The sequence below is a fragment of the Bacillus sp. 0209A genome (genome assembly GCF_036765095.1).
Taxonomy (GTDB): Bacteria; Bacillota; Bacilli; order Bacillales; family Bacillaceae; genus Bacillus; species Bacillus subtilis_G.
The window spans coordinates 259,919-280,995 of sequence record NZ_JBAIZV010000002.1 but is presented as its reverse complement, the minus strand read 5'-3'; the positions used below and the strand labels follow the sequence as shown (position 1 = coordinate 280,995).

General features: G+C 47.3%; 21 protein-coding genes. 10 read left to right on the top strand and 11 right to left on the bottom strand.

Annotated features, from left to right (window positions below):
• The first annotated feature begins 40 nt into the window (after positions 1–40).
• Complete coding sequence (locus V6D44_RS06630) at positions 41–1,408, top strand: M28 family metallopeptidase (protein WP_202327867.1); 1,368 nt, start codon at positions 41–43, stop codon at positions 1,406–1,408.
• Positions 1,409–1,433: 25 nt separating this feature from the next.
• On the opposite strand, the gene ywaC is transcribed toward V6D44_RS06630, so the two are convergent.
• Both ywaC and V6D44_RS06620 read right to left on the bottom strand, forming a co-directional pair.
• Positions 1,434–2,066: a GTP pyrophosphokinase YwaC gene (ywaC, locus tag V6D44_RS06625; protein ID WP_087993221.1), complete on the bottom strand. Its 633-nt coding sequence runs from the start codon at positions 2,064–2,066 to the stop codon at positions 1,434–1,436.
• A 143-nt stretch (positions 2,067–2,209) separates the two neighbouring features.
• The gene (locus V6D44_RS06620) at positions 2,210–3,145 is read right to left on the bottom strand and encodes a 1,4-dihydroxy-2-naphthoate polyprenyltransferase (protein ID WP_087993222.1); all 936 of its coding nucleotides are present in this window, start codon (positions 3,143–3,145) and stop codon (positions 2,210–2,212) included.
• A 446-nt stretch (positions 3,146–3,591) separates the two neighbouring features.
• On the opposite strand from V6D44_RS06620, the gene V6D44_RS06615 reads away from it, so the two are divergent.
• From V6D44_RS06615 to V6D44_RS06585, 7 genes are all read left to right on the top strand, one after another.
• A complete protein-coding gene (locus tag V6D44_RS06615; RefSeq protein ID WP_039075082.1) occupies positions 3,592–3,741 on the top strand; it encodes a teichoic acid D-Ala incorporation-associated protein DltX in 150 nt (49 codons plus the stop codon).
• Between the two features lie 17 nt (positions 3,742–3,758).
• Complete coding sequence (gene dltA, locus V6D44_RS06610; protein ID WP_087993224.1) at positions 3,759–5,270, top strand: D-alanine--poly(phosphoribitol) ligase subunit DltA; 1,512 nt, start codon at positions 3,759–3,761, stop codon at positions 5,268–5,270.
• On the top strand, positions 5,267–6,454 hold the full coding sequence (gene dltB, locus V6D44_RS06605) for a D-alanyl-lipoteichoic acid biosynthesis protein DltB (RefSeq protein WP_333516368.1): 1,188 nt from the start codon (positions 5,267–5,269) through the stop codon (positions 6,452–6,454). Before dltA ends, dltB begins: the two co-directional genes overlap by 4 nt.
• Positions 6,455–6,470: 16 nt before the next feature.
• Positions 6,471–6,707, top strand: coding sequence for a D-alanine--poly(phosphoribitol) ligase subunit DltC (dltC, locus tag V6D44_RS06600; RefSeq protein ID WP_087993226.1), 237 nt, complete (start codon positions 6,471–6,473; stop codon positions 6,705–6,707).
• Positions 6,707–7,885: a D-alanyl-lipoteichoic acid biosynthesis protein DltD gene (gene dltD / locus V6D44_RS06595; RefSeq protein WP_333516367.1), complete on the top strand. Its 1,179-nt coding sequence runs from the start codon at positions 6,707–6,709 to the stop codon at positions 7,883–7,885. The genes dltC and dltD overlap by 1 nt, the downstream gene beginning before the upstream one ends.
• Before the next feature lie 88 nt (positions 7,886–7,973).
• Positions 7,974–8,732, top strand: coding sequence for an SDR family oxidoreductase (locus tag V6D44_RS06590; protein ID WP_202327864.1), 759 nt, complete (start codon positions 7,974–7,976; stop codon positions 8,730–8,732).
• A gap of 141 nt (positions 8,733–8,873) precedes the next feature.
• Positions 8,874–9,965, top strand: coding sequence for a branched-chain amino acid aminotransferase (locus V6D44_RS06585; RefSeq protein ID WP_087993229.1), 1,092 nt, complete (start codon positions 8,874–8,876; stop codon positions 9,963–9,965).
• Between the two features lie 31 nt (positions 9,966–9,996).
• On the opposite strand, the gene licH is transcribed toward V6D44_RS06585, so the two are convergent.
• The 7 genes from licH to V6D44_RS06550 all read right to left on the bottom strand — a co-directional run bounded on the left by licH (position 9,997) and on the right by V6D44_RS06550 (position 16,347).
• Positions 9,997–11,325 carry a 6-phospho-beta-glucosidase LicH gene (licH, locus tag V6D44_RS06580; RefSeq protein WP_087993230.1) on the bottom strand — a complete coding sequence of 443 codons (1,329 nt, stop codon included), beginning with the start codon at positions 11,323–11,325 and terminating at the stop codon, positions 9,997–9,999.
• On the bottom strand, positions 11,322–11,654 hold the full coding sequence (gene licA / locus V6D44_RS06575) for a PTS lichenan transporter subunit IIA (RefSeq protein ID WP_087993231.1): 333 nt from the start codon (positions 11,652–11,654) through the stop codon (positions 11,322–11,324). Before licA ends, licH begins: the two co-directional genes overlap by 4 nt.
• Before the next feature lie 18 nt (positions 11,655–11,672).
• Positions 11,673–13,031, bottom strand: coding sequence for a PTS lichenan transporter subunit IIC (gene licC, locus V6D44_RS06570; RefSeq protein WP_087993232.1), 1,359 nt, complete (start codon positions 13,029–13,031; stop codon positions 11,673–11,675).
• 15 nt (positions 13,032–13,046) lie between these two features.
• Entirely contained in the window at positions 13,047–13,355 is a 309-nt protein-coding gene (gene licB, locus V6D44_RS06565) for a PTS lichenan transporter subunit IIB (protein ID WP_087993233.1), read from the bottom strand.
• A gap of 128 nt (positions 13,356–13,483) precedes the next feature.
• Positions 13,484–15,409, bottom strand: a complete 1,926-nt coding sequence (gene licR / locus V6D44_RS06560) for a transcriptional regulator LicR (protein WP_087993234.1) — start codon at positions 15,407–15,409, stop codon at positions 13,484–13,486.
• A 160-nt stretch (positions 15,410–15,569) separates the two neighbouring features.
• A complete protein-coding gene (locus tag V6D44_RS06555; RefSeq protein WP_087993235.1) occupies positions 15,570–15,728 on the bottom strand; it encodes a hypothetical protein in 159 nt (52 codons plus the stop codon).
• A gap of 28 nt (positions 15,729–15,756) precedes the next feature.
• A complete protein-coding gene (locus V6D44_RS06550) occupies positions 15,757–16,347 on the bottom strand; it encodes a DNA-3-methyladenine glycosylase (RefSeq protein WP_087993236.1) in 591 nt (196 codons plus the stop codon).
• A gap of 128 nt (positions 16,348–16,475) precedes the next feature.
• Between V6D44_RS06550 and katX the strand changes: the two genes are divergently transcribed.
• Complete coding sequence (katX, locus tag V6D44_RS06545; protein WP_087993237.1) at positions 16,476–18,119, top strand: catalase KatX; 1,644 nt, start codon at positions 16,476–16,478, stop codon at positions 18,117–18,119.
• Between the two features lie 98 nt (positions 18,120–18,217).
• Entirely contained in the window at positions 18,218–19,420 is a 1,203-nt protein-coding gene (locus V6D44_RS06540; RefSeq protein WP_333516366.1) for an MFS transporter, read from the top strand.
• Here V6D44_RS06540 and V6D44_RS06535 read toward each other — a convergent pair.
• Both V6D44_RS06535 and V6D44_RS06530 read right to left on the bottom strand, forming a co-directional pair.
• The gene (locus tag V6D44_RS06535) at positions 19,417–20,193 is read right to left on the bottom strand and encodes an ABC transporter permease (RefSeq protein ID WP_253268670.1); all 777 of its coding nucleotides are present in this window, start codon (positions 20,191–20,193) and stop codon (positions 19,417–19,419) included. The genes V6D44_RS06540 and V6D44_RS06535 overlap by 4 nt on opposite strands.
• On the bottom strand, positions 20,190–21,077 hold the full coding sequence (locus V6D44_RS06530) for an ABC transporter ATP-binding protein (protein WP_253268671.1): 888 nt from the start codon (positions 21,075–21,077) through the stop codon (positions 20,190–20,192). Before V6D44_RS06530 ends, V6D44_RS06535 begins: the two co-directional genes overlap by 4 nt.

Genomic DNA, 21,077 nt, shown 5'->3' with positions numbered 1-21,077 from the left:
AAATATTCCCCATCCATACATTAGGGGAGGTTTCTTTTTGATGAGAAAACTTTTAACTGTCATGACGATGGCCGTTTTAACTGCCGGTACGATTCTCATGCCGGCACAGAGTGTCACCCCTGCCGCCCGCGCTGTTCAAATATCAGATAACGAGCGGGAGCTTCCATTTCACGCAAAGCGTGCGTACTCAACCATTTCTCAGCTTAGTGAAACAATTGGCCCCAGAATAGCCGGAACTGCCGCTGAAAAAAAGAGTGCCCTTTTGATCGCTTCATCCTTGAGAAAATTAAAGTTTGATGTGAAGGTTCAACGATTCGGTATTCCTGACCGGCTTGAGGGAACGCTTTCTTCAGAAGGACACGATATTCTTCTCCGAGCGGCATCCGGCTCAGCCCCTACAGAAGAAAAAGGGCTGACAGCTCCGCTTTACAATGCCGGATTGGGCTATCCAAAGGACTTCACCGCTGACGCCAAGGGCAAAATCGCTTTGATTTCCAGAGGAGACCTTACATTTTACGAGAAAGCGAAAAATGCCCAAACCGCCGGAGCCAAGGCTGTCATCATTTATAACAACAAAGAAAGCCTCGTGCCTGTGACGCCAAACCTGTCAGGCAATGAAGTCGGCATTCCCGTCGTCGGAATTAAAAAAGAAGACGGCGAAACCCTTACCCAGCAAAAAGAAGCAACCTTAAACCTAAAAGCAATCACAAACCAGACCTCCCAGAACATCATCGGGATCAAAAAACCAAAGAACATCAAAGATCCAGAGATCGTCTACGTGACGGCCCATTACGACAGTGTTCCTTTTTCCCCCGGGGCAAATGACAACGGCTCAGGAACCTCTGTCATGCTGGAAATGGCGCGCGTCTTAAAAAGCCTTCCTTCCGACAAAGAAATCCGCTTTATCGCTTTCGGCGCTGAAGAACTTGGCCTGCTCGGCTCATCATATTATGTAGATCATCTATCGGAAAAAGAGTTGAAACGAAGTGAAGTGAACTTCAACTTAGACATGGTCGGCACAAGCTGGGAGAATGCGTCTGAGCTGTATGTCAACACATTGGACGGCCAATCTAACGCTGTTTGGGAATCCAGCCAGACGGCCGCTGAAAACATTGGGTTTGACAGCCTGTCTCTGACACAGGGAGGATCGTCTGATCATGTGCCGTTCCACGAAGCCGGCATTGATTCAGCCAACTTTATTTGGGGAGATCCGGAAACCGAAGAAGTTGAGCCGTGGTATCACACCCCTGAAGACTCGATCGAACATGTCAGCAAAGAACGCCTTCAGCAGGCCGGCGATCTTGTGACAAACGCTGTCTATCAGGCTGTGAAAAAAGAGAAGAAAGCGAAAACCATTAAGAAACAAATGAAGGCGAAAGCCCCTGACATTTATGAAGATATTCAATAAAAAAGACGGCACTTTGCCGTCTTTTCTAATCCACTTCTTTCTTAATCCCCAGCATTTTCTCATCTAAATAATGGGCGATCTCCGCGGCTTCCTTCAGCTCATCTGTTAATGGCTTAGGAACGTCATTGTTCAATTTATAGTAAATTTTATGCTCAAGACTCGCCCAAAAATCCATCGCGATCGTCCGAATTTGAATTTCCGCTTTGACGTATTCCACACGGTTCGTTAAATTCACAGGCATCTCAATGATTAAATGCAGGCTTCGGTAGCCGTTCGGTTTTGGCGTCTGGATATAATCCTTTACCTTTATGATTCGCAGGTCATCATGCTGCTTTAAGACATTCACGACATTATAAATATCCGAAATAAAGGAGCAAATGATGCGAACACCGGCAATGTCGTGGATGTGCTCTTTCATTTCCTTCGTCGTAATCTCGCAGCCCTTTCTCATTAACTTATTCACGATGCTTTCAAAGCTTTTGACACGGGATTTCGTATGTTCAATCGGGTTGTGTCCGTGAATGAGGTTATATTCCTGGCTGATAATTGAGAACTTTGTATCCAGAGCATCAAGCGCAAATTTATAAACTAATAATTCATTTTTCCAATCTTCCATTACCATTTTTAAATCGTCCATATGTGTTACAGATAAATCCATTTTCGTCATCTCCTTTAACGGATCTTTATCCGCTGTCCATGTACTAGACGGCCCTGCTTCCAGTATGGTTCTATGAATTTTTTTACAAAATGCGGTCGAATGTAACAAAAAAAGACCGCACGAAAAACAAGCGGTCTTTCTTTTTACCGGAAGTAACTGATCAATAACCCGATCGAGAGCAGGAATCCGAAAAATGTATTCGTTTGGGCTGTTGATTTCATTGCGACAATCATATTCATCGGCAATTCTTTTTGGACGAAGCCCTTCACTGCCTGAACCGGCTTAGGCACGCTCAAAAAGACGACAAACAGCCACGGGCTTGCGGCACCGGTGATGACCAAGCCGACAACCCAGATATAAGCGACAGCAAACGACGCAGCTAAGACCGTGACAGCTCCCTTATGCCCCATCAAAATCGCTAATGTTTTGCGTCCGCCTTTTTTGTCCTCTTCAATGTCGCGAATGTTGTTCGACAGGTTAATCGCACCGACAAGTATCGCAATCGGGATCGAAATCAAAATGCTTTGCAAATTGATTTTATCTGTCTGAATGAAAAACGAAATCAGCACAAACACCGAACCCATACAAATGCCTGAGAATAACTCACCGAACGGCGTGTATGCAATCGGCAGCGGCCCGCCTGTATACAGGTAGCCGATCGCCATGCCGACAAGGCCGATCAGAGCCAGCCACCAGCTGCTGCTCGCGCAAATATAGACGCCGAGTAAAATGGCAATCCCATATGATACAAGGGCTAATTGCAAAATCGTGATCGGCTTCATTCCGTGGCGTACAATCGCACCTCCGATTCCGACAGATTCTGCTGTATCTAACCCGCGTTTAAAATCGTAGTATTCATTAAATAAGTTCGTCGCAATCTGGATCCATAAGCAAGAAAACAGCATAGCCAGAAACAGCAGCAGATCAACCTTCACATAAAACATCGCCAAAACCGTTCCGAGCAGCACAGGCACAAACGATGCGGTTAACGTATGAGGACGGGTTAACTGCCAAAGGATCTGCCCCATGCTTTCTTTTTCCGGCGCTGTCTGACCCTCACCCTTATTTGTTTGGTTCATCTTCCTCTTCCTTTCTATTAAAAGGCTTACTTTTTTCAGCCGGCAGCTTTGATAAAAACTCCTTTTGCTTCCTTATCTATCATAATGACTTCTCCCCCATTTCACAAGATACCGCAAGAAGGCGTTTTCTTTCTTATTATACGCTTTCCGCCCCGATTTCATCAGTTTTCTGCTTTCACCTGAACGAACAAATACAGAAAATTTTTTTTAAGTGCATTACGCTTTTTAAAAGTTAAAAAGATCATTTTTACTCCTTCTACCTTTACCTTTTATAATGAATCAGCCTCAGACAATTCATTCTTGCCCTAGCGGGTATAAAGATTCATTTTCAATAGCAAAATGCCGATATATTTATTTGAGGAGTTTAGGGAAAAAATGAAACTTTTTGAGCATCTAATCGTCAAATACTCATGTGATTGTCGAAAAAACGGGAAAGGATTTTTGATATGCTGCAATTGATGAAACAGCTGTATGAAAAGCCCGCTGTCAAGTGGACATGTCATACAGGTTTTTATTTGATAATACTGCTTGTTTTGTTTTTTATGTATGGTTTTCACACCGCGAACACCGGTTCATATATTTATAACGATTTCTAATTGGAGAGAGAATAAAGATGAAACTTTTACATGCTATTCAAACACATGCGGAATCTTATCCGCAAACCGTTGTCTTCCGCTCTCAAGGCCAGTCGCTCACGTATCAGGAATTATGGGAGCAGTCTGACCGTGCGGCTGCCGCGATCCAACAACGCATTTCCGGGGAAAAGAAAGCCCCTATCCTTGTGTACGGCCATATGGAGCCGCACATGATCGTTTCCTTCTTGGGAAGTGTCAAAGCGGGACATCCTTATATTCCAGTTGATCTGTCGATTCCGTCCGAGCGGATCGCGAAAATTATCGAAAGCTCTGGAGCAGAATTGTTAATCCATGCTGCCGGACTTTCAATTGATGCAGACAGCTACCAGATTCAGACGGTTTCAGCAGAAGAACTGCTGGAAAACGAAGACGGCTCTGTCAGCCAAGGTCAATGGGTCAAGGAACACGAAACGTTTTATATCATTTACACTTCCGGAAGCACAGGAAATCCGAAAGGCGTGCAGATTTCCGCCGCGAATCTTCAAAGCTTCACAGACTGGATTTGTGCAGATTTTCCAGTCAGCGGAGGAAAAACATTTTTAAACCAAGCGCCGTTTTCATTTGATTTATCTGTCATGGACCTTTATCCGTGCCTTCAATCAGGCGGGACTTTACACTGCGTGACAAAGGATGCTGTGAATAAGCCGAAAATCTTATTCGAAGAGCTGAAGAAGTCCGGGCTGAATGTGTGGACATCAACGCCTTCCTTTGTGCAGATGTGCCTGATGGACCCGGGTTTTTCACAGGACCTGCTGCCTCATGCGGACACATTTATGTTCTGTGGAGAGGTACTCCCGGTTTCTGTTGCAAAAGCGCTGCTTGAGCGTTTTCCGAAAGCAAACCTCTTTAATACGTACGGTCCGACCGAAGCAACAGTGGCTGTCACATCTGTTGAAATTACGGATGACGTCATAAGCCGCAACGAATCGCTTCCCGTCGGGTTCGCTAAGCCAGATATGAACATTTTCATTATGGACGAACAGGGACAGCCGCTTCCTGATGGAGAAAAAGGAGAGATCGTCATTGCAGGGCCGAGCGTAAGCCGAGGCTACCTTGGCGAACCTGAACTGACGGATAAAGCGTTTTTCTCTTATGAAGGGCAGTGGGCATACCGGACTGGCGATGCCGGCTATATCCAAGATGGTCAGATTTTCTGCCAAGGACGTTTGGATTTCCAAATTAAACTTCACGGCTACCGAATGGAGCTCGAGGAAATCGAGGTCCATGTCAGACAGTCTCAGTACGTTCGCTCTGCTGTCGTGATTCCGTATCAGCCAAACGAAACAGTTGAGTACCTGATCGCCGCTATTGTGCCTGAGGAGCATGAGTTCCAGAAGGAATTCCAGCTGACAAGCGCCATTAAAAAAGAGCTTGCCGCTTCCCTTCCGGCATATATGATCCCGAGAAAATTCATTTACCAGGATCACATTCAAATGACGGCTAACGGCAAAATTGACCGGAAACGCATCGGCGAAGAGGTTCTTGTATGACGCCTTACAGCTCGTTTTTATTCTTTATACTGCTTGGCATTCTTCTTCTGCCGACGATCATTCTCGGCCTGAACGGAAAAAGATTTCAAGCATACAACATGTTCATATCTATCATTATATTAGCTTTAATTTTTTCGCACGACGTACACGGGGTCATCGCCCTGTGTCTGTTTACGATATGGCAGGTGCTTTTGATCAGCGGCTACTTGGCGTACAGGCAGAAAGCGAATAGCGGCTTTGTCTTTTGCGGGGCTGTTATCGCATCGATTCTGCCTTTATTCTTGTCAAAAATATGGCCGTTTCTTTCACACCCGCAGCCGCACCACCCGCCACATAATCTGATCAGCTTTTTAGGGATTTCGTATTTAACCTTTAAAGGCGTTCAGCTGATTATGGAAGCAAGAGACGGTCTGTTGAAGGAACAGCTGCCGCTGCACCGCCTGCTGTATTTTATCCTGTTTTTCCCGACGATTTCCTCCGGCCCGATCGACAGATACCGCCGGTTCGTCAAGGATGAACAGAAGGCTTGGACGAAAGAAGAATACGCCGATCTATTGTATACAGGGATTCATAAAATCTTTATCGGTTTCCTGTACAAGTTTATTATCGGCTACGCCATCAACACGTACTTCATCATGAATCTTCCCGCGATCACGCACAATAAGATTCTTGGGAACCTCCTGTACATGTACGGCTACAGCATGTATTTATTTTTTGATTTCGCCGGCTACACGATGTTTGCCGTCGGGGTCAGCTATATAATGGGCATTAAATCACCTGAAAACTTTAATAAACCGTTTATCAGTAAAAATATTAAAGATTTCTGGAACCGCTGGCATATGTCTCTGTCATTTTGGTTCAGAGATTATGTGTTTATGAGATTTGTATTTTGGATGACAAAGAAAAAGTGGATCAAAAACCGTATGGCCGTCTCAAACATCGGGTATTTCCTGCTGTTTATGCTGATGGGGGTTTGGCACGGGCTTGCGCCGCAATATATCATCTACGGCCTCTATCACGCCGTGCTGATGACGTGTTACAACTTTTTCGAGAAGTGGAATAAGAAATACAAATGGCTGCCGTCCAACCGCTGGACAACCGCTCTTGCGATTGTGATCACATTCCACTTCGTTTGCTTCGGATTTTATATTTTCTCAGGAAAACTATTTCATCACCACCATTAAAGGAGATTAGAAAGCTATGGAATTTAAACAAGAGGTATTAGACGTTTTAGCAGAGGTTTGCCAGGATGACATCGTAAAGGAAAATCCTGATATTGAAATTTTTGAAGAAGGTTTGCTTGATTCTTTTGGAACAGTAGAATTGCTGCTTGCGATTGAAAACCGTTTTGATATTTTAGTGCCGATCACTGAGTTTGACCGGGATATATGGAATACACCTAACAACATTGTAAATCAGCTGTCTGAGTTGAAATAATGAAAAAGCGTTTTTTCGGTCCAATTATTTTGGCGTTTATTCTTTTCGCAGGCGCCATCGCAATTCCATCTTCATGGCTGACAGGCTTCATCACCGATAAGCGGGTGAAAGAATCAGCAACAGCCTTGAACCCAAGTATGTTTCAAGGGCTTTATTTACAAGACCAGATGCTCAAAGATCCGGCATATCTTCCGATTTACGGGTCATCTGAGCTTTCCCGGCTGGACGAGTTCCACCCATCTAACTATTTTCAGGTGAACAATGAGGGGTTCACGCCATACCTTGTCGGCAAAGGCGGATCACAGTCATTGATTCATTCTTTAAACTTCGCTGCCCATATGGATCAGTTGAAGGGCAAAAAAATCGTATTCATCGTGTCTCCGCAATGGTTTATTAAGCGCGGGTCTGATGAACAGCATTTCGCGCCGAACTATTCCGCGCTGCAAGGGCTTGATTTGGCGTTTAACGAGCAGGTCGACCCCGATGTGAAAAAGAAAATGATGAAACGCATGCTGCGCTTTAAGGCCGTGCAAAACGATGAGATTCTTTCCGAGCTGTACAAAGCAATCGTAAACGGGCAGACGTGGAAAGTGAACGCGCTGAAGCCGGCGGCAAAAGTGTATTACAGCATGCTGGAAAAGAAAGACCTGTATTATTCAGCGACGGAATCATCCGGTCCAAAGCGGCATATCTCACAGGCAGTAAAGGATAAGTCATGGGCTGAATTAAATAAACTCGCAGAACAATCCGGCAAACGCCACTCCGGGTCTAACGATTTTCACATCGACAACCCTGTTTATAAAAAGCTAAAGCCGAAAGTGCCTAAGCTGAAAGGGAAAAACAAAGGAAAATCGTATGCGGTGTCACCGGAATACGGTGATTTCGAGCTGATGCTTGATATCCTGAAGGATGCGGGAGCAGAGCCTATGTTTGTCACTATTCCTGTTAACGGAAAATGGTACGACTACACAGGCTTCCCGAAAAAAGGCCGCACTGACTATTACCAAAAGGTGAATAAACAGATTAAAGCGAAGGGCTTCCAGGTTGCTGATTTTTCTGGGCATGAACATGACCCGTACTTCATGAAAGATACCATTCACATCGGCTGGAAAGGCTGGGTGTATGTCGATAAAGCGATTGACGAATTTTATAGAACCGGAAAAGTCACTTCATCCTGAGCATCCCATAGGACGCGGCTGCATATTTCCTGCTAAGATTTGAAATAGTAAAGGAATCACAGCCAACTGAATTAGAGGTGTTACATCCATGAAGATGACAGGCAATACAGTTTTAATCACAGGCGGTTCCGCGGGCATCGGGCTTGAACTGGCCAAGCGGCTTTTGGAACTCGGCAGTGAAGTCATCATTTGCGGACGCAGCGAAGCGCGTCTCAAGGAAGCGAAACAGCAGCTCCCAAACATCCATACGAAGCAATGTGATGTTGCAGACCGTTCGCAGCGGAAAGCTTTGTTTGAATGGGCTCTAAAGGAATTTCCGGAGCTGAATGTTCTCGTCAACAACGCGGGCATTCAAAAGGAAATCGACTTTGCCAAAGGGACTGAGGAGCTTTTTGTGGACGGAGATGAAATTGAACTTAATTTCCAAGCGCCTGTCCATTTATCAGCCCTTTTCACACCTCATTTGATGAAGCAATCCGAGGCGGCAATTGTTCAGGTCACGTCGGGGCTTGCGTTTAACCCGTTAGCTGTTTATCCAGTGTACTGCGCAACAAAAGCGGCGCTGCACTCGTTCTCGCTTACGCTCAGACACCAACTCCGCGATACGAGCGTGGAAGTGATTGAAATGGCGCCTCCTATGGTGGACACGGGATTAAACCAAAAGTCACGCGATAAACAAGGCCTGACGTACCGCGGCATTTCAGCTGAAGAATATGTTCAATATTTCTTGGACGGCTTGAAAGAAGGCAAACAAGAGATTACAAATGAACGTGTTGAAGGTCTTCGTAATGCCACTCGCGCCGATTATGACAGGGTGTTCGAACAAATGAACATGCAGGAGAATTAATTTCTCCTGCTTTTTTCTTATGAATTTCTTACAAATTTGAGCAAACCTATTGCGAATATTTGTTGAAGGTATACAATAGAATATAAATTATTTTCAAATAAGTTTGATAATATAAACAATTTAACAGCAGGGAGATTGACCATGACTAAACATACGATTCGCGTTGAATTGACATCAACAAAAAAACCGAAACCAGATCCTAATCAGCTTTCGTTCGGAAGAGTGTTTACAGACCACATGTTTGTAATGGACTATGCGGCGGATAAAGGATGGTACGATCCAAGAATCATTCCTTATCAACCCTTTTCAATGGACCCGGCCGCAATGGTATATCACTACGGCCAAACCGTGTTTGAAGGGTTAAAGGCTTACGTGTCAGAGAATGACCATGTCCTGCTTTTCAGACCGGAAAAAAATATGGAGCGCCTGAATCAATCAAACGACCGACTCTGCATCCCGGAAATCGATGAAGAACAGGTTCTCGAAGGTTTAAAACAGCTTGTCGCAATCGATAAAGACTGGATTCCGAACGCGGAGGGCACGTCCCTTTATATCCGTCCGTTCATCATCGCAACCGAGCCTTTTCTCGGTGTTGCGGCATCTCATACGTATAAACTATTTATCATTCTCTCTCCGGTCGGCTCTTATTATAAAGAAGGCATCAAGCCGGTCAAAATCGCTGTTGAAAATGAATTTGTCCGTGCGGTAAAAGGCGGAACGGGAAATGCCAAAACCGCGGGGAACTATGCTTCAAGCTTAAAAGCGCAGCAGGTAGCCGAAGAGAAAGGATTTTCCCAAGTGCTCTGGCTGGACGGCATTGAGAAGAAATACATCGAAGAAGTCGGCAGCATGAACATCTTCTTCAAAATCAACGGTGAAATCGTAACGCCGATGCTGAACGGAAGCATCCTGGAAGGCATTACGCGCAATTCCGTCATCGCCTTGCTCAAGCATTGGGGCCTTCAAGTTTCTGAACGGAAAATTGCGATCGATGAGGTCATCCAAGCCCATCAAGACGGCATCCTCGAAGAAGCTTTCGGAACCGGTACAGCGGCTGTTATTTCTCCAGTCGGCGAGCTGATCTGGCAGGATGAAACACTGTCGATTAACAACGGTGAAACAGGAGAAATCGCCAAAAAACTATATGACACGATTACAGGCATTCAAAAAGGCGCTGTCGCAGACGAATTCGGATGGACGACAGAGGTCGCAGCGCTGACTGAAAGCAAGTAAGAAAAAGCCGGCCCACTGAAGGCCGGCTTTTCTATGCTTCAATCTTGTTAAAGAACTGCGGCAGATACGCTTTGTGCGCCTCCAGCATTTCGTCTAAAATCTGTTTAGCGACCGTGTCGGACGGAACGAGCGGGTTAATCGCCATGGCGAGGAGTGCTGTTTGGTAGTCGCCTGTGACAGCCGCTTCTGCCGCGACACGTTCAAAGGATTTGATTTGCTGGACGAGGCCCCGGACAGATACCGGCAAGTCCCCGACAGCAATTGGCTGAGGGCCGTTTTTCGTCATCACGCAGTTCACTTCAACCGCGGAATCGTCTGGGATGCTGGCGATCGCACCATTATTGATCGTGTTTACCGGCTGAATATCGTGTTTATCATTGTAAATGGAGCTGATTAAATTACACGCGGCATCGCTGTAGTAAGCGCCGCCCCGTTTTTCCAGCTGCTCCGGTTTGATCGCAAGGTTCGGGTCTTTGTAGAGTTCGAATAGCTCTTTTTCGACCTTCTGCACCACTTCAGCTCTGGTGCCTTCCGTTTGTGATGCTTCCAGTTCGTGCTCCAGCATCTCTTTTGTTTTAAAATAGTAACGGTGGTAGCCGCAAGGGATGATATCGAGCGCTTTTAAAAATTCCGGCTCCCACTCTGCGCCTGAGATGTTTTTCATCGTCATCGCGTTTTTCGGATCACCCATTGCTTCGATGACTTGATCCTTCACACTGACGCCGTCCAAGAAGACATCCAGCCCGAACACCATATGATTCAATCCGGCGAATTGGACTTCTACGCGTTCCACATCTACATCAAGCGCTTTGGCTACGCCCATTCTGATGCCGATTGGAACGTTACAGAGACCGACGACATTCTTCAGGTTGGAGTAGCGAAGCAAGGCTTCTGTCACCATGCCGGCAGGGTTTGTGAAGTTAACGAGCCATGCGTTCGGGCAGAGCTCTTCTATGTCCTTTGCGATCTCAAGGATGACCGGAATCGTGCGCAATCCTTTAAACAGGCCTCCCGGGCCGTTCGTTTCCTGGCCGATGACGCCGTATTTTAATGGGATGCGCTCATCCTTGGCTCTTGCCTGCAGAAGTCCGACGCGGAATTGAGTCGTGACAAAGTCTGCGTCTTTCAGCGCTTTTCTTCGGTCGAGCGTAAGATGAATGTCAATCGGGACACCGGCTTTTTCAACCATCCGTTTGGCGAGCGTGCCGACAATATTGAGCTTTTCTTCGCCCTCGGGGATATCGACGAGCCATAATTCACGGACAGGCAGCTCATCATACCGTTTAATCAATCCCTCCACGAGCTCTGGCGTGTAGCTCGAACCTCCGCCAATCGTTACAATCTTTAATCCTTTTGTCATATGCTTGCTCCCCTTTGCTCGGTGATTTTTTCATATAGCTCAATGATCTCCGCCGCCAGTTCCTTCACTGTCATCGCATTCATTAAATGATCCTGTGCATGAACCATCAGAAGCGTCATTTCCGTTTTTTCTCCGCCCGCTTCATTTTGAATCAGCTCTGTCTGATAGTGATGGGCTTTTGACAATTCTTCTGCGGCATCTTGAAGCTTGTTCCGCGCTTCTTCTGCGTCACCGCTTTTCGCAGCGGCAATGGCCTCCATTGCGGAGCTCCTTCCGTTTCCTCCGTGAAGGATGATTTGAAAAATGATTTGCTCCATTTTCTCATTCACGCGATTCACTTCCTTTCTCTACAGAGCCGCTTCTTTGTCATCTGATGCTGCAGGCGTTTGGGCCAGCTCCAGATCGTTTTCTTCTTTCAGCTTCTGTTTATCCCACATTCTGAAAAACGGATAGTAGACAACAAAGGATACGGCGAGATTAATGGCTTGCATGACCGCACCTGAGACTTTTCCCCCTGTCGCCAAATAGCCTGAAAAGATTGGCGGCATGGTCCACGGCACTGCGATCCCCGCCGGTTTGGCGACAAGCCCGGTGCTCATTCCGATGTATGTGAGTGTCACTGTGACAAGCGGCGTGATGATAAACGGAAGTAAAAGCATCGGGTTCATGACGATCGGCATACCGAAAATAATCGGTTCGTTAATATTGAAAATGGCCGGTCCGATCGCAAGCTTTCCGAGCTGCTTCATTTGTTTGCTTCGGGCGCGCAGGAACATTGTGACAACCAGCGCCAAAGTGGCGCCGCTTCCGCCGATATTGATCCAGATATCAAAAAATTGCTGGGTGAAAATCTTAGGCAGCTCCTCACCGGCTTGGAAGGCAATCCTATTGGCATCCATGGCGCCGTACCAAATCGGTGCCATGACGCCGCCGACAATGTTTGCTCCATGAAGACCGCAGGCCCATAAAAGCATTTTGACGGCTTCAGCGACAAGGCTGCCTCCGAGACTTCCGCCAAGAATAGAAAGCGGCGTCCCCAATAAAACGCTTACAATATTATGAAGGCTTTCAAACGGTGTTGCTTCAACAATCAGCCGGGCTGCCCAAATCAGAAAGATGACGGCAAAGCCGGGGATTAACGCGACAAATGACTTGCTGACCGCCGGGGGAACACCGTCCGGCATTTTGAAGACCAAATTGCGCTGGATAATGAGGCGGTAAATCTCAGTTGATACCATCGCGATAATCATGGCGACAAACAGACCTTTGCTTCCCATGAGTGTTAGCGGAATTCCGCCGCCGACCATGATTTCTTTCGTCGAACCATCAGGCGTAAACGGCACTTGATACGGTGTCGCTAACAAAAATGCCGCAAGTGAAATGGCTCCGGCCGACAAGGCATCAACACCATATTTCTCGGCGAGCCGGTAGGCGATGCCGAACGCGGCGACAAGGCCCATAATTTCAAAGGTGGCGTCGACTGGGTAGTCCAGTTTATCAGACCAGGAGCTGCCAAACGTTTTTGCCATAAACTCAGCGTAGCCCGGGATCGGGAGGTTGCCGATGATGAGGAAAAAGGAACCGATGATAATCAGCGGCATCGTGAGAATGATACCATCACGCAGCGCCTGCAAATGACGCTGGCCCGCAATTCTTCCCGCTATAGGCATGACCTTTTCTTCTAAGATCTGATTGACTTTATTCACATAGCCCGCCCCTCTCTATGACACATGTCCAAGCTGTTCAGCCGATTTCAGCACTTCCGCCCCGTTGCACGTGCCATAATGGACGGTATTAATGACGTCTACCGGAACCCCCTTTGCCTCTCCTAATTTTTTCAGCTGCGGAAGCATATAACGGACTTGCGGGCCGAGAAGCAATACATCCGCTTTATCAATATGTTGTTGTACAGAATCCCCTGAAACTGCCCAAATGGTATAGTCTTTTCCTTGTTCCTGCGCACTTTTTTCCATCTTGCTCACCAGTAAGCTGGTAGACATGCCTGCTGCACAAACGAGTAATATATTCATGTAAAAGACCTCCTAGAGTTTAATCAATTTTGTCATGTCCTGCTGTTGATATCATCATATTATGAAATCGCTTTCATAAACACTCAAGGTTTTTCCGCAGGAAACGGAAAAAAGGTATATACAGGCTGTCAGCTCAGCATTTTTTGGTCAAACACTTCCGAAAGCTCTTGATACGAACGGCATTTGATCAGCTGGTTTACCGCCGACGGGTCATCCAACATGCTGCCGAGCAATTTGTACATGCTTTGCAAATCCGCTTTGTTCTCCTTTTCAACACAAAGCAGACAAACAAATTGAACACGCTGATTCTCCCAATCTATCGGTTTTTTCAGCGTACAAACGACCCAAAACGTTGTTTTCGTCTGCGGAACGAGCGGGTGCGGGATGGCAACAAGATTGCCGAAGCACGTTGGCGACATGGCTTCTCGTTCAAAAATGGAAGCGATGAGTTCATCATCTGCATAGCCGCAATCAACCGCTTTCCGCCCTAAAAATTGAATCACTTCTTCTTTTGAGCGCAGATCCTTCTGGAAGAAAACGAGGTCTTTTTTCAGGTAGCGGACCGCTTTTTCTTTTTCATCCCTTAGAATGGATTCTATTTTTGTAAAGTCGGTTCCGCCCAAGAGTGTGTTAACCTTCAGCACTGGTACAGGCAGCTCTTTTTTGATCGGGATGGTGCTGATGACAAAATCAATGGATTCATAGGATATCTGGTCAAGACTGTAATACTCAGCAGTTCCCAGAATATCGAGCCGCTTGCCGAAATGGGAACGGAGTTTTTCACGCAGAAGCTGGGCGCTCCCGGCACCTGATGCACACACAATGATACAGCGTTTCGGCGGGCTTTCTGTTTTTTTTCGTTCAATCGCGGCGCCAAAATGGAGGGCCAGATAACCCATTTCGTTTTCATGAATGTCGATGCCCGTTTCTTCCTTTATCACCATTCCCGCAATGATTCCGGCCTCAAAAGCGAGAGGATAATGTTCCTTGATCGCTGCCAGCATCGGATTTCGCAGGTTCATGCCGTATCGATTGCGGCTGATCGCCGGCTTCACATGCAGCGCCAAGCCAATTTTCAGCTCTTTGTCATGCAGAATGCCGAGCTTCAGTTCACGATCAACTGCCTTGATCATAGCAAAAGTCAGCTGATCGGTTTCTTCGTCTATTGAAAATGTGTCTTCCCCGCATTGGGATTGTGTCATTCGTTTTGTGCCGAGGAGATGCATGGCGATATAGGCCGCCTCGTCTTTCGGAAATGTAACGGCGAGAGCTGATTCCAGCTCTTTTACGATGGCTTTTGCAGCCTGATATTCTTTTTGATGCAGGATATGATCCATATCTTCCGGGAAAAGAGAGACATAGTTTTCCGTTCTGATTCGTTTACAAGCGATGGCGATATGAATGATGAGGTTATTCAGTCCCAAGTTAGAGAGAGGAATGCGGTCGTTTTTCATTTTTTTCAGGATGGCGGAACGGATGATCTCAATTTCTTCCTTCGGCAAAATATTAGCCTTTTCATTCAGAACATCAATCTCCGTTTCTCTTTCATCGACAATGTACTCAGCCATACAATATCTCATCTGCACCTCGTCCCCGCGCAGCTTGAAGCCGTAATTCGGTCGTGTTTCCATGACGATGCGGTAAGGCAGCAGCCGTTTCTTTACTTCTTTTAAATCCGTTTGCAGCGTAGATTTTGAGATAAATAGTTCTTCAGCCAATTCATCGAGCTTGAGGTAATGCTCCGCCAGCAGCAGCCGTTTCATAAGATAAATCATTCTCTCCTCCGGCAACACCGGCAGGGCCTTTTTTTGCTGAAATACATCTTGCAGCAGCGTTCTGAATGTCTGCTCATCCTGAATGCGGAGTTTGTAACCGGAGCCTCTTACCGATTGGACCCAGGCGCCATGACCGCTCAGCACACCTTGCAGTTCCTTTATATCATTGCGGACCGTCCGCGTCGTTACGTTTAATTGCGCGGCAAAAAACGAGCTAGTCACCGGGGATTCAGCCGCCATCAGCAAGCGCAGAATATCACGAAGTCGCCCATGAAGCATGAGAAAAACCTCCTATCAAGTAGATGCAGGGATAAAGTCAATAGGCAGAAAGGATGGTGAAGGAATGAAATGTATATAAATTCTATAATGGAGAGAATGGCAAGTCAATGAACATCGGGAGGACAAGAGGGGAAACGGACCCATAAAAAAACAGCCGGGTTCAGCCGGCTGTTCGGGATGAGGACGTGTTCTTTTGTTTTGACGCCTTCCGATCCTTCATGATTTTTCGTACAATCGGGTAAATGAGCGGCGCCCATTTGATAACGGTTTTGATCATCTTTTTCAAAGCTCCGATTCTCCCTTCTTTTTTCTCAACCATTCCCCTGATTCTCTTTTGCATAAACATGCTAACGCGACACGTACCTATTTCCCTTCACCCAGAAACGCCACGGATAATCGCGTGCCTCTCCGCTGTTGTCAATGCCGATGCGCGGGCCGGTTGAGATTTCTTCCGGTGTGTACCCGCTTTCAATGTAAAGGGGCTGTTCCGTGATCCAGCGTCCGTAGTCATTCATCGTGACGCCAAGCGCTTTCGTCAGCTTTCCAGGTCCGTTTGTCCATTCCCTCGGACGCCGGCCCGGCCTTCTCTCCTCCATTAACAGCTGCCCTTCATGGGGCTCAATCGCCCTGATTAGTACCGCTTGCGGGACATCCTCTTCTGCGGCAACGACATTCAGCAATGTATGGGTGTGCATGACGTATGTATACACCCGCCCAGCTTCCGCAAACATAATCTCAGTCCGCTTCGTCCGGCGGTTGTTAAAGCTGTGGGCCGCTCTGTCTCCAGCTCCCATATAGGCCTCTGTTTCCACAATATAGCCTGATGCTGTGCCTTCGTCTGTCTCTTTAACCAGAAGGCAGCCGAGAAGCGCCGGGGCAAGCTCAAGGGCGGTTTTTTGATAAAACGTGATGGGTAGCGGATGTCTTTCTCTCGTCACGAATCGACCTCTCCTTTTACCGATTTTTGTACATTGTACCATTCCCCAACCTGATGAAGAAAAACGGCTGTTTTAAAATCTTTCCATTCAGGGCATATTGTTATCGTTCAAAAAAGGAGGGCCAATCAATGAAAGATGAGCACCAAAACAAGCATCACGGAACAAATGCCCAAAGCAGCGAAGATACGCTTTCTCATAAGACATCCGGGAAAAACGAATCAGAGGATACTTTGACGAACAGGCAGGGGCACCCTGTCACTGACAACCAAAATGTGAGAACGGTCGGGAACAGAGGGCCTACAACACTTGAGAACTACGATTTTCTCGAAAAAATCAGCCACTTTGACCGTGAACGCATCCCGGAGCGGGTTGTCCACGCCAGAGGAGCGGGTGCACACGGGTATTTTGAAGCGTATGGAAGCTTTGGAGACGAACCGATTTCAAAGTATACCCGGGCCAAGCTGTTTCAGGAAAAAGGCAAGAAAACGCCGGCATTTGTCCGTTTTTCTACGGTGAATCATGGAAAACACTCACCCGAAACATTGAGAGACCCGCGCGGTTTTGCCGTGAAGCTTTATACCGAAGACGGAAACTGGGATTTGGTCGGGAACAACCTGAAAATCTTTTTTATTCGCGACCCGCTGAAATTTCCGGATCTTGTCCACGCATTTCAGCCTGATCCAGTGACCAACATCCAAGATGGTGAACGTATTTTCGACTTCATTTCCCAGTCTCCTGAAGCGACACATATGATCACCTTCTTATTTTCGCCTTGGGGCATTCCGGCCAACTACCGGCACATGCAGGGTTCAGGCGTACACGCCTATAAGTGGGTGAATGAGGAAGGCAAGGCCGTCCTCGTGAAATATCATTTCGAACCGAAGCAGGGCATCCGCAACCTGACACAGAAGGAAGCGGAAGAGATTCAAGGGAAAAACTTTAACCATGCAACACAGGATTTGTATGAAGCAATTGAAAATGGCGATTATCCGGAATGGGAAGTGTATGCCCAAATTATGAGCGATAATGAGCATCCTGAACTGGACTTTGATCCGCTTGATCCGACAAAGCTGTGGTATAAAGACGATTTTCCATGGAAGCCGATCGGCAAACTGGTTCTTAATAAAAATCCGGAAAACTTCCATGCGGAAGTGGAACAAGCTTCATTCGGAACGGGAGTGCTTGTCGATGGGCTTGATTTTTCAGATGATAAATTGCTGCAAGGGCGGACGTTTGCCTACTCTGATACGCAGCGCTACCGTGTAGGCGCAAATTACCTGCAGCTTCCGATCAACTCGCCGAATAAGCATGTCGCCACCAACCAGGAAGGCGGGCAAATGCAATATCGGGTCGATCGAGCAGAAGGCCAAAACCCGCACGTCAACTATGAGCCATCGATTATGGGCGGGCTGAAGGAAGCGAATCAGGATGGCAAAGATCATACGCCCCATGTCGAAGGTGATGTAAAGCGTGAAGCGCTCAACAGAACGAACAACTTCGGACAGGCTGGAGAGACCTACCGGAGATTTTCAGAATTTGAACGGAACGAATTGATCACGAATCTGGTTAATACACTTTCTACATGCCGAAAAGAAATTCAGGATCAAATGATAGAGAATTTCACAAAAGCTGATCCCGACTACGGAAAACGCGTGGCAGAAGGGCTGAAAAAAGCCACCGAAAACAACAGCAACGGACCGATCGGCACAACAGCGACTGAACAGGCTGCAATGCAAGCTGAACAGGAAAGTCATCCGTCTGACCCGTATTAAAACATCGAACAGGGCTTTTGGAAGTCCTGTTTTTTATTTTTCTATTGAAACGCTCTCAGCAATTGTGTTGTACTGGAAGAAAAAGGTGGAGAGGAAAGATGGAATTACAGCAGGACATGATGTCTCAGAAAAAAACAATCGGCGCTTTAGATCACGCCGTTTTCTTATGCATGATATTTTGTTTTTGGTTTTCAGGCTATATTTACGTCCCTGTATTCAGCCTGTATTTGGAGGACCTGCACTTTTCCTATGGCGCCATCGGCATCATTCTCGGCAGCTACGGGGTGACGCAAATTCTTCTTCGATTTCCGCTCGGCTTGCTGTCAGACATCCTGTTTTCTATACGCAAACAATTGTTAATTGGCGGGTTTGGGTTTTCCATCCTCAGCAGCCTGCTTTTTCTGCTGTTTGATTCTTTCTTCTTCGTGCTGGCCGCCCGGCTGTTTGCGGGGATCACCGCCTCTATGTGGGTCATGGCGACGATTTTATATGCACAATATTCCAACAGCGAAAATGCCTCAAAAGCAATGGGCATCATGCAGTTTTTCACCGTCATGCCTCAGTTTATCAGCATTGTGTTCTGCGGGCTTGCGGCAGCCCACTTAGGCAGGCAGGTTCCGTTTTGGATGGCGCTGGCGGCCTCGGCCGCCGGTCTGGTAATTTGCTGCTTTATTAAAGACCCGTCGGCTTCTCCCGCGAATCGCGACACAATCGGTGTGCCGCAATACATCAAAGACACATTGCGGCTGCCGAAGCTCAAGCTTTTCACCATCCTCTCTATGACCGCCCACGCGGTGTTATTTATGACAGTGTTTGGTTTTACACCGCTTTACATTCATCAGCTCGGATTGGGTGACGCGGAGCTGCTTTGGGTGATGAGCGCCTTTTTCCTCCCTCACGCAGCCGCCACATTAAGCGTTGTGTTTCTGCGCATGACAAGCCGGATCGCTTACTCCGTGCTGCTCTCCAGTTTTGCAGTGACCGGAGCCTGTTTGCTATTCGTTCCTTTTTCAGCTACATTGTTCACGGTTTGCATCACGCACGCCTGCATCGGGATGGCGCTCGGTTTCGTGTTCCCTTTGCTGCTAGGCCATGTCGTCCATATCAGTTCTGCCCCTTTAAAAATGTCAGTCATGGGATTCTATCAATCGTTTTATGCATTGGGCATCTTCCTTGGACCCCTTCTCGCCGGAAAAATCGCACAGCTTTTCGGGCTTTCGGGGGTTTTTTATGGAGCCGGGGCGCTGGCATTTGCCGCCTTTCTTGTCATGCTCATGCAAAAGCGCAGCATGGCCAATTAATAGCTTTCATATCGCTGAAAGCGCCACACAGAAAACATGGCCAGAAGCACGATGGACAAAATAGAGAATGTGAGCGACCATCCGAAAAAATCCGCCCGCTCTCCATGAAGAAGGATATGCTCCGCCTGCTTGCAAAGCGCAGCCGGAAGCCATTTCGCACCATCAGGAAATAGCGAAACAGCAAAAGAAACCGCAGCCGTCAGCCCGATCCCGGAAGCCGCGGCTGCTCCGAGAGACCGAAACATCGTGCTTCCGGCAAGGCCGGCTGTCACAATAAACATGATCCAAAGAGCGTAAAGGCCAAGGCTTCCGGCAAAGCGGCTGAAGGATGTGTCCTCAAACAGCAGCCGGACGTAATAATAAGCAAGCCCGTATCCAGCTGCAAAGGACGCGATTCCGATCACGCTTTGGGTCAGCCATTTGCTCACGATATAATGGGCTGCCGTCACAGGCCGCGACATGATCAGCGACGTTACGCCTTGATTTCTTTCATTCGCCACGATGCCCATCACGCTGAAGATGACCAGAGCCATGCCAAGCGTGTTGAATTGAGAAAGCGTGCTGACCATCACTTCAGACCCGGAAGGCATCGTAAAACTGATTTTCATGCCGTCCGGAAGGTTTCCTCCGTGTTCAATGATTTCCGGCATATAATAAATGGTCAGCGGCTGTGTCAGCCCGACGATCATCATCGCGATCGGCAGCCAGATCAGCTTGCCGCTTTTCCACCCATCGAGCCATTCTTTTTGAAATAGAGTCATCATCACCTTCATGCGTGCACCACCTTTAGATAGACGTCTTCAAGAGACTCCGTTTTCTGTTCAAAATGGGTGACGGTCAATCCCGTTCGGATACAATCACTCAGCAATGTCCGGCCAGCGTGTATACCAGGCAGCTCGAAAACAGCTTGCGACGGATTCATATAGGCAATACCTGATACGTAAGGCTTCTCTTCAAGCCAGCCCCTCAGCTCCTCTTTCACTGTAAGGGTGAAAACGTTCGTTTGATGCTGGTTCTTAAGCTGCTGTAATTCGCCTTTCCATGAAACCTCCCCGTTTTTCATGATCACCACCTGATCACACACCTGCTCTGCATCGTGCAAAACGTGTGTGGAAAACAGAACAGCCATATGCTTCTTCAGCTCCCGCATCATATCGAGCACCTCGAACCGTCCTGACGGATCAAGAGCGGACACCGGTTCATCCAAAATCAACAGCTTCGGTTTATGGAGCAGCGCCTGTGCCAGACCGAGTCTTTGCTTCATGCCGCCTGAATAGCCGCCGATTCTTTTGTGTGCCGCTTCCTGCAAGCCGACAAATTCAAGCATCCCGCCGATTTCCTCTTGGCACTTTTTCTTTGAAAGCCCTGACAGTCTCCCGGCAAATGTTAAAAATTCGTTTGCGGTCATCCACGAATAAAAGGCAGGATACTGCGGAAGGTACCCGATCAAACGACGATCCGGCTTTTTCTCCCCTAACAGCTTGATGGTTCCAGAGGTTGGCGAAAGCAGTCCGGCCAGCATGTGCAGCGTTGTGGTTTTACCGGCTCCATTAGGGCCTAATAGTGCGACACACTCGTTTTCATTCACGTGAAAACTGACATTCTTTACAGCTTCATGATGCCTGTACGATTTGTATAATGACTCAATAGACAGCAT

Coding starts and splice junctions, on each gene's coding strand:
- licH (WP_087993230.1), bottom strand. CDS start 11,325: ATGACAAAAGGATTAAAGATTGTAACGATTGGCGGAGGTTCGAGCTAC.
- V6D44_RS06585 (WP_087993229.1), top strand. CDS start 8,874: ATGACTAAACATACGATTCGCGTTGAATTGACATCAACAAAAAAACCG.
- ywaC (WP_087993221.1), bottom strand. CDS start 2,066: ATGGATTTATCTGTAACACATATGGACGATTTAAAAATGGTAATGGAA.
- V6D44_RS06535 (WP_253268670.1), bottom strand. CDS start 20,193: ATGAAGGTGATGATGACTCTATTTCAAAAAGAATGGCTCGATGGGTGG.
- dltB (WP_333516368.1), top strand. CDS start 5,267: ATGACGCCTTACAGCTCGTTTTTATTCTTTATACTGCTTGGCATTCTT.
- V6D44_RS06615 (WP_039075082.1), top strand. CDS start 3,592: ATGCTGCAATTGATGAAACAGCTGTATGAAAAGCCCGCTGTCAAGTGG.
- dltA (WP_087993224.1), top strand. CDS start 3,759: ATGAAACTTTTACATGCTATTCAAACACATGCGGAATCTTATCCGCAA.
- licB (WP_087993233.1), bottom strand. CDS start 13,355: ATGAATATATTACTCGTTTGTGCAGCAGGCATGTCTACCAGCTTACTG.
- V6D44_RS06540 (WP_333516366.1), top strand. CDS start 18,218: ATGGAATTACAGCAGGACATGATGTCTCAGAAAAAAACAATCGGCGCT.
- V6D44_RS06620 (WP_087993222.1), bottom strand. CDS start 3,145: ATGAACCAAACAAATAAGGGTGAGGGTCAGACAGCGCCGGAAAAAGAA.
- V6D44_RS06630 (WP_202327867.1), top strand. CDS start 41: ATGAGAAAACTTTTAACTGTCATGACGATGGCCGTTTTAACTGCCGGT.
- V6D44_RS06555 (WP_087993235.1), bottom strand. CDS start 15,728: ATGGTTGAGAAAAAAGAAGGGAGAATCGGAGCTTTGAAAAAGATGATC.
- katX (WP_087993237.1), top strand. CDS start 16,476: ATGAAAGATGAGCACCAAAACAAGCATCACGGAACAAATGCCCAAAGC.
- dltC (WP_087993226.1), top strand. CDS start 6,471: ATGGAATTTAAACAAGAGGTATTAGACGTTTTAGCAGAGGTTTGCCAG.
- licR (WP_087993234.1), bottom strand. CDS start 15,409: ATGCTTCATGGGCGACTTCGTGATATTCTGCGCTTGCTGATGGCGGCT.
- V6D44_RS06530 (WP_253268671.1), bottom strand. CDS start 21,077: ATGCTGTCTATTGAGTCATTATACAAATCGTACAGGCATCATGAAGCT.
- V6D44_RS06590 (WP_202327864.1), top strand. CDS start 7,974: ATGAAGATGACAGGCAATACAGTTTTAATCACAGGCGGTTCCGCGGGC.
- dltD (WP_333516367.1), top strand. CDS start 6,707: ATGAAAAAGCGTTTTTTCGGTCCAATTATTTTGGCGTTTATTCTTTTC.